The sequence below is a fragment of the Dellaglioa sp. CoH-56-MRSF-13 genome, from assembly GCF_056782095.1.
The window spans coordinates 90,193-98,942 of sequence record NZ_JBXAYC010000005.1 but is presented as its reverse complement, the minus strand read 5'-3'; the positions used below and the strand labels follow the sequence as shown (position 1 = coordinate 98,942).

Here is an 8,750-nt window from a genome sequence, read left to right as displayed (position 1 = left end):
ACATTTGATTTGTCGAAAATTTGTTCAGTTTTCAAAGATCTACTTGGTTGCTTTTGACAACTTTTATATCATATCAACCACGTCATGATTTGTCAAGAATTTTTTTGAATAAATATTCATTTCTTCTTGCCGTATCAATCAGCTTTATTAATATACCATCTGGTATACACCCTGTCAATACTTCATTACAGATAAATTTGATTTATTAATTATTACTTTATCAAAAAAGCGACTTAACCTCATCGAATTGATAAGTTTAAGTCGCTTTTTTGATAAAAGCTATTTAATAATGTCTAATCCACCCATGTATGGTTGAAGAACTTCCGGAATAGTTACCGACCCGTCTTCATTCTGATAATTTTCAAGAACTGCTGCTAGCGTACGACCAACTGCCAATCCTGAACCATTCAACGTGTGTACAAACTGTAATTTTCCATCATCATCCCTATATTGGATATGAGCCCTACGAGCCTGAAATGCTTCAGTATTAGAACAACTTGAAATTTCACGATACATATTTTGTGCAGGTAACCAAACCTCTAAATCATGTGTCATTGCTGCTGAGAATCCCATATCTCCCGTTGACAATGTTATCACATGATATGGTAACCCAAGTTTTTCCATAATTCTGCCTGCATCACTTGTCATTTTTTCTAGTTCTGCATATGAATCTTCTGGTTTAGTATATTTCACCATTTCAACTTTATTAAATTGATGCAATCTAATCAATCCACGTGTATCTCTTCCAGCGCTTCCTGCTTCAGATCTGAATGAGGGTGAGAGAGCTGTGAAATATACTGGTAATTTTTCTTCCGGAATAACTTCATCCCTGTAGTAATTAGTTAATGGTACTTCTGCTGTTGGAATTAACGTTAAATTTTCATTTGCGATTTGAAAAACGTCTTCCTTAAACTTCGGAAATTGACCAGTTCCGTACATTGACTCATCATTAACAATATATGGAGGAATAATCTCTGTATAACCATCAATTGCATGTTGATCAAGCATAAAATTGTATAAAGCACGTTCTAAACGAGCTCCCCATCCTTTATAGTATAGGAATCGACTGCCCGACACTTTAGCGCCACGTTCAAAATCTAAAATATCTAAATTTTCACCGATTTCCCAATGTGCTTTCGGCTCAAAATCAAAAGTTCTTGGTGTACCTACTTTTCTTAATTCAATGTTTGAATCTTCATCAGGACCTACTGGAATCGTTTTATTTGGCATATTTGGTAGTCGCGATGCCATATCTGTTACGTCTGCATCTAAAACCTTTAATTCTTCATCAAATGCTTTAATTTCATCTCCGACTTTTTTCATTTCTTCGATTTGAGCATCTGCATTTTCTTTATTTCGTTTTAATTGTGCAATAGCTTGCGATACATCGTTTCTTTTCTTTTTTAAAGTTTCGGTTTGAACAATAATATCCCTACGTTTACGATCCTTTTCAACCATTTCATCAATAATCTCTGGTTTTACCCCACGATTACCCAATTGTTCCTTAACTTCATCGACATTTTGACGAATCATTTTAATATCTAACATATTCTGTTCCTCCTTTTTTTGTATAAAAAAAGCCCACTCATCCACTAATTGGGACGAAAGGCTCATTTTCGCGGTACCACCCAAGTTCGACAAATAATCATTTGTCACACTCAAATAGATAACGGTCTCCCGTGTGGCATTACCCACCCACTTATTCACGCCGGATTTTCAGCTTCGTAATTTCCACCACCATTACGTCTCTTAAATGCCTACTTATAACGTTTTCCGTGTTTATTTATTACTTTAATAATAAGCGTTGTTTTATTAAATTGCAAGTTTAATTCTTACCCGCTTTATTAAGCAAATCGATATACTCTTCTAACGAAAGATGATGCTTAACTATATATTTCGCGTTACTTTTACCAACATAGCGGAAATGCCATGTTTCATAATCAATTTTAGTCGATTTTTCTTTATCTTTCGGGAATCTCAATATAAATCCATAATTTACCGCATGGTTGATTAACCATTTTTGACCCTTATCTGTTTCACTACTATTATCTAAATCATTATGTTTGGCATACCAATTTGATGACATCATATCGACTGCTAGTCCGGTGTGATGTTCGCTTGATCCTGGTTCTGCCACATACTCTTTTGTTAATTGTTTAGCCTGAGCAACTGACTTTCCCGAATTTTCATAGCTTTTAATTGAGTCTGCATAGACCTCTTTTTGGTAGCTAATTGATCGATAACCAGATACCAGTGACGCCTTATACCCGGCCTTATTTGCTGCTGATACAAAATCATTCAAAGCACTCTCAATTTTTGAATTTACAATAACATTTCCATCTATTTTCTGTTTAAAATCCAGTTCTTGCTTGAGTTTATGCTCTGAATTAACTAATATTAAATTCCAATCATTTGCCTTTACACCTTTAGGTAGCTCACTTTTTTGTGTGACTTTTACCGTTTTATGGCTAGGTGTCGTATTCGCTTTCTTACCGCATGCACCTATTAATAGTGCACACATCATTACTACCATCATCATCCATTTTCTTCTAGTCAAAATGTGCCTCATTTCTTTGATAAATCTACATCTTTTAATGGAATTAATTTTGTTTTATAGCGTATTTTATAATATGTGTACAAGATAACAAATAACGGAATGCTCATATAACTAACCGAGATTGCTTCCCAATCAAAATTTTTAAATGATTGAATATCTTGTCCAAGAATAACTAAAATACAAAGAACAAGCGCTAAAATAGGGCCCACTGGGAACCATTTTGCAGAGTACTTTAATTCTGACACTTCATGTCCTTGCGCTTTGAACGCTTTTCTAAATCTGTAATGTGAGATTGCAATTCCTAGCCAAGCGATGAATCCAGTTAACCCACTAGCACTCAGTAAAAAGACATACACTTTTGCTCCAAAAACACTTGCTAAAAATGTGAGTAATCCGATAAATGTTGTTCCCACTAGTGCTGCCATTGGAATACCACGACTATTCGTTTGTTTAAACTTTTTAGGAGCGTAACCCTGTTCCGCAAGTGAATGAAGCATTCGAGTTGATGCATACATTCCTGAATTTGCAGCTGAAAGTACAGATGTTAAGATAACTGCATTCATAACACTTGCTGCAGAGGCTAACCCAGCTCTTTGAAAGACCAATGTAAATGGACTAATTGAAATATCTGATGCGCTTGAGCCGAGTAAATCTGGACTTGTATACGGAATAATTGCTGCAATGATAAAAATAGCGAAAATATAGAATAGTAGAATCCGCCAAAACACTTGTTTAATTGCTTTTGGAATACTCTTTTCAGGCGTTTCTGATTCTCCCGCCGTAATACCGATTAATTCAGTTCCTTGGAAAGAGAAACCAGCGACGACGAATACACTTAGAATCATTGGAACACCACCAACAAATGGAGCTTTCTTCATTGTAAAGTTTTCAAGTCCCGTTGCATGGCCACCTAGAATACCAAATATAGTCAATACACCAACGATTAAGAAGACAATGACAGTCACCACTTTAATAATTGATAACCAATATTCTGTTTCACCAAATGATTTAACTGACAACGCATTAATTGAAAAAATAATAACTAACGAGATTGTACTAAAAATCCATCCTGGTACATCTGGCAACCAAAATTGCATAACCAAGGCAGCTGTACTAATATCAACAGCCAATGTAATTGCCCAGTTAAACCAGTAATTCCAACCCATTGCAAAACCCATCGCAGGATCAACAAATCGCGTTGAATAAACCGCAAACGACCCTGAAACTGGTAAATACGTTGCCATTTCACCTAAACTAGTCATTAAAAAGTAAACCATAATTCCAATGCCAATGTAAGCTAGTAACGCACCACCTGGCCCTGCCTTCGAAATTGCTGACCCACTCGCAACGAATAAGCCTGTTCCAATACTTCCACCCAAGGCAATCATTGATAAGTGTCTTGTTTTTAACTCTCGGTGCATACCTTCTTGTTCTGCCATATGAAATCCCCCCTATATATAGAGGAGCACTCGTGATTTTTAAAATTGAGAAAAGAAAAAGAGACCTTTTGTACAACACTATTACGCGTTATACAAAAAGACTCAGATTAATAGACTCAGTCAAATCGTTATAAGCGCCCCGTGATTACTATATAATCACGACAGTTTCTGACTTATTAAATCAGACCCCAGCAGTCACTAAATCTAAGTTAGCATCCACTTCGGCAGTTCACCCTTTCAGTTTAACTTCTTCAGCACTTAATTGCTTCATTAAACATACTTATGAAAACTGCATCCTCTTCTTTCGATAATTCTTACTATAATCAATTCACTGATATTTTGCAAGCTGTATCCTAATTTTCAGCTATATTAATTTCATCATGCAACTTTTCAATATCTGTTTCATTTTTTAAAAAAGCTTCATTTTCGATTGGAAAGTGTTGTTCAATCGAACTAAATGGCTGTAAACTCACAACCCCATTTTTTAAATGATAATCTAAAATATGTCCACCCATTTTATTTTCATCAGATAAAAAATGAATATGGAATCCCGCTGCACCAATTCCTTGAAATAACTCAGGTGTGAAATAGCCAATAGCTGTTCCATCAATATCTTCTTCTTCAAATTCCGATTGTTTGGCAGTTACCGCAGTTAATTCTGGATACGGTTTACTTTGTTTAGCAACAGATCGTGTACTCATTTTACTAAATGTTCCTTTAATAAGAACACTAAAAAATAAATTTTGGTAAGGATATAATTCAAGTAATTGCTCTTCTAAAACATTTCCTGCCACATTTTCAAATTGAATAGATGCGTCTGCTTGATTAAAATGGACTGTCGCAAATGGAACAAGAACGTCATCGCTAACTTGATTAATTTGACCTTTTGCAGTAATCTGGAAAGCCTTTCCGTCAATCACAATCATTTCGCCATCTAAATCACCAACAGTTCCAATTCCGTAATCACCATGTTTCAATAATTCTCCAACACTCAATGTGCCTTCGTACAAGCCTTCAATTAATGTTGCTAAGGTACCATGTTGATAAACCTTTTTTATATCTTGCATGTCGTTGACCTCTCTTGAAAATTATTTTAATATAATTGATCCATTAAAATTGATTGTCCTAATTCTTGATTATCTTTATAATCAACTGGTATATCAACAATAACAGGACCATTAGTTGCAAATGCTTCATCTAATGTTTTAGCTAAATCTTGTGCTTTTTCAACGCGTAAGCCTTTTGCACCAAAACTTTCCGCATATTTCACAAAATCCACTGCGCCAAAATTCACACCGGCAGATTGACCATATTTCATTTCTTCTTGGAATTTAACCATATCGTAGTGTCCATCATTCCAAATAATATGAACAATATTCAGATTCAAACGAACCGCTGTTTCCAAATCTTGGGCTGAAAACAAGAATCCACCATCTCCAGAAATTGAGACGATTTGTGTATTAGGTCGAACTAAGGCCGCTGAAATTGCCCAAGGTAACGCAACTCCTAATGTTTGCATCCCATTACTAAATAATAAATGACGTGGTTCATAACTTCTAAAATGTCGCGCGATCCAAATGTAGAAACTACCGACATCAACTGCTACCGTCATTTCATCTGAAACACGTTTTTGTAATTCTTGGATAATGCTTAATGGATGACTGGTTAATGTGTCACTTGTCACAACTGGCGCTTCATCCCTAGCCTGTAATTTTTCTTGTAAGCCATCTAAATACTCACGAGATTCAGATGCCATTTGATAGCCTTTCATATAGGGTAATAAAAATTCAAGTGTTTGCGCGATGTCGCCCACTAACTCTTTCTTTGGTTGGAAATTATGATCAATCTCTGAACGCATATCGTCAACAACAACAATATTAGCTGTTCCTTCTGCATTCCAGTTACGTGGTTCATATTCAATAGGATCATAGCCAATTGTAATAACTAAATCGCTCTTTTTAAGTAATTGATCCCCTGGTTGATTTCTGAATAAGCCCACACGACCAAAGAAATCACCGACTAATTCACGCGATATCACACCAGCGGCTTGAAATGTTTCCACAACAGGTAGATTCGTTGCTTCAACTAAATTACGAATAGCTTTTGTTACTTCTGGTGAAGATGCCCGCATTCCCACAAGTAAAACAGGTAATTTTGCTGCTTTAATTTCTTGTGCTAAAAGTGTACTTTCTACCGGGCTAGCGGGACCTAATTTAGGTGCCATTAAAGGCTGGATAACTTTTGTTTTCACTTCTGAATCTGTTACATCTTGGGGAATACTAACGAAACTTGCCCCTTGCTTTGCAGCCTCAGCTTCTTGGTAAGCATTAGCAATCACTTCTGAAATATTCTCAGGTTCTTGAACCTCTGCACTATATTTAGTGATTGGTTCAAATAATGCCGTGTTATTCATACTTTGATGCGTTAGTCTCGTTAAATCTGAACGTTTCACTTGACCAGAAATAGCAAGAACAGGATCACCTTCTGCCGTAGCCGTCACAACGCCTGTTGCCAAATTACTTGCACCAGGTCCGGAAGTCGTTAAAACAACCCCCGGTTTACCTGTAATACGACCAATCCCAGCAGCCATAAATGCTGCATTTTGTTCATGGCGCGTAATAATTAATTCTGGCGATTTAGAATTCGTCGGATGTTCCAATTTTTCAAAAACACGATCAATTTTTGCACCAGGAATACCAAATACATATTTCACATCATGATTTATTAAACTATCAACAATGGCATCTGCGCCGTAATATTTATTATCTGTCATTAGATTTCCTCCGAATTTGTTTTAGTAGTATCCATGATAGCATTTTCACAAATAAATGACTATGGTTTAAACTTACCAAATGTAAGCCTAAATAAAAAACCATTATTAACCCAGTTATGGTTAATAATGGTTTCGTTATTTATGATTTCCGGTTACATTTTCGACAATTTTTTGAATGATTAATTTACGTTGACCACTGATATCTTCTTCATTCCAATTAATTAAAGGAATTTCAGTTTCGTCAAACGTTGCTGCAATTAGTTGATAAACCGTTTGTGACTCTAAATAATTAGCCCAACGTTTATCCGCTTCAGCAAAAACACTATTAACGACGACGGTTGCTTTTTCTGTATCTTGTTTAAATTCACGAAATACACGATCAAAGAAACCGAAGTTTGGATAGGTTTCAATCTTTCCTTCCGAAGCCTCCACAATTTCTAATAAATTGATATCCTTAGCATCCCTTGCTAACGTAAAACCGCCATTATTACCTGAAACAGATTTCACAAGTCCCGCAACGACTAACTTACGCATAATTTTACGAAGATAAGTTTGTGAACCACCAAGACGAGCGTTGATTACTTGCGATGAAATTGGCACACCCTTATCCTGCGTTGCCAATAAAGAAATAATACACGCTGCTTGTTCAAATCCTTTTGTTAATTGCATAGTCAGCTACCCCCGGTTGATTAATTTTCAAATAGTTCTATATATACGAATAAAGGATAACATATGTCGTTGACAATTGGTATTGATTATTTTAAATCAACCGCATAAACAATTTCATTAATTAGAGCAGCAGGTTGAAAAAGGGATGAAACCGCTCTTTTTTCAACAAATTTAAAATTGGATTTTTTTAACACTTTGATAGATGCTTTATTTTCAATAGTTGTCACGCCAATTACACGTTCTAAATCTAACGCCTGAGCCATTGTTAAAAGTCCTTGAACTGCTTCAGTCATTATCCCTTGATTCTTAAAAATAGGATTTAGTGCATAGCCAACCTCTTTAACTACCAAACTAGGTTCTTGATTCTCATCAACTACTTCATATAAACCGATATTACCGACTACTTTTTGATTTCCTTTACACTCAATCGCAAATATACTTTGTTTTTGTAGCGTCGCAACGAACAAACTAGCTTCAGCCAATGAATTCACGGGTAAAAAGCCAGCCATTTGACCAACCGTTTCATCACAAGCATATTCATATATGTCATTTATGTCTGATGAGCATAACGGACGTACCACAAGCCGTTTCGTTTCATATTGATTCATTTTTTAGCCCTCAATTTTAAATTTATTCAGAATTTTTAGATATATAACGCGTGCAATGGCTATCCAAGTGACTGTTAAAAGAACAGCGCCTACCGTATCCGTCGGAAAGTGAGCTTGTAGATATACTCTTGAAATCATAATCATCATGATCCATATCGCTAATAAGCAGTTAATCAAAAATTGTTTACTATACTTAAATTCTACCAGCATAATACTCATTATCGTTAGACAAAATAATGCCACCCCGAACGTATGTCCACTGGGGAAACTGAATCCAGTAATTGATCCATGCCCCACTGGTCGAGGTCTCTGGACGCTACTTTTAATGAGCTTAATTAACAGTGCTCCAGTCATTATGGTCATCCCTGTCCAAATAGCGAGTACACCTCGTCGTAATTTATATAAAATAATCATCAAAATGACTGAATACAACCCTATCATCATCGGACTACTTAGCCAACTGATTATCTGCATCACTTGGTCTAGTTGCGCTGTAGGATGAAACCTAACAACTGCAATGATATTATTATCTATACCATGAATAAAATTATTTTTTGTTACTATTAATAACGTCAATATTGCGAATAGTCCACTGCCTATTATGACTACTCCATAAAGTTTATTCTTATTAATCATTACTCTAACCTCTTAATTACAGTCTATTTTATCCACATAATTTATCATATTTTTTAATTTGTTTAAAG

The 8,750-nt window shown here is 35.6% G+C and carries 8 protein-coding genes and 1 riboswitch; all 8 genes read right to left on the bottom strand.

Annotated features, from left to right (window positions below; translation table 11 throughout):
* Positions 1-279 precede the first annotated feature (279 nt).
* The 8 genes from serS to AC1RP1_RS06330 all read right to left on the bottom strand — a co-directional run bounded on the left by serS (position 280) and on the right by AC1RP1_RS06330 (position 8,682).
* Complete coding sequence (serS, locus tag AC1RP1_RS06365; protein WP_481761724.1) at positions 280-1,548, bottom strand: serine--tRNA ligase; 1,269 nt, start codon at positions 1,546-1,548, stop codon at positions 280-282.
* 277 nt (positions 1,549-1,825) lie between these two features.
* Positions 1,826-2,557, bottom strand: a complete 732-nt coding sequence (locus tag AC1RP1_RS06360; RefSeq protein ID WP_481761725.1) for a M15 family metallopeptidase — start codon at positions 2,555-2,557, stop codon at positions 1,826-1,828.
* 8 nt (positions 2,558-2,565) lie between these two features.
* Positions 2,566-3,996, bottom strand: coding sequence for an amino acid permease (locus AC1RP1_RS06355; protein ID WP_481761726.1), 1,431 nt, complete (start codon positions 3,994-3,996; stop codon positions 2,566-2,568).
* A gap of 124 nt (positions 3,997-4,120) precedes the next feature.
* Positions 4,121-4,305: riboswitch (Lysine riboswitch) on the bottom strand.
* A gap of 44 nt (positions 4,306-4,349) precedes the next feature.
* Positions 4,350-5,063, bottom strand: coding sequence for an acetolactate decarboxylase (budA, locus tag AC1RP1_RS06350; protein ID WP_481761727.1), 714 nt, complete (start codon positions 5,061-5,063; stop codon positions 4,350-4,352).
* 26 nt (positions 5,064-5,089) lie between these two features.
* On the bottom strand, positions 5,090-6,769 hold the full coding sequence (alsS, locus tag AC1RP1_RS06345; protein WP_481761728.1) for an acetolactate synthase AlsS: 1,680 nt from the start codon (positions 6,767-6,769) through the stop codon (positions 5,090-5,092).
* Positions 6,770-6,904: 135 nt separating this feature from the next.
* A complete protein-coding gene (locus AC1RP1_RS06340; RefSeq protein ID WP_481761729.1) occupies positions 6,905-7,438 on the bottom strand; it encodes an Rrf2 family transcriptional regulator in 534 nt (177 codons plus the stop codon).
* Between the two features lie 86 nt (positions 7,439-7,524).
* Positions 7,525-8,046, bottom strand: a complete 522-nt coding sequence (locus AC1RP1_RS06335; protein ID WP_481761730.1) for a GNAT family N-acetyltransferase — start codon at positions 8,044-8,046, stop codon at positions 7,525-7,527.
* Positions 8,047-8,049: 3 nt separating this feature from the next.
* Positions 8,050-8,682: a phosphatase PAP2 family protein gene (locus AC1RP1_RS06330; RefSeq protein ID WP_481761731.1), complete on the bottom strand. Its 633-nt coding sequence runs from the start codon at positions 8,680-8,682 to the stop codon at positions 8,050-8,052.
* Between the last annotated feature and the right edge of the window lie 68 nt (positions 8,683-8,750).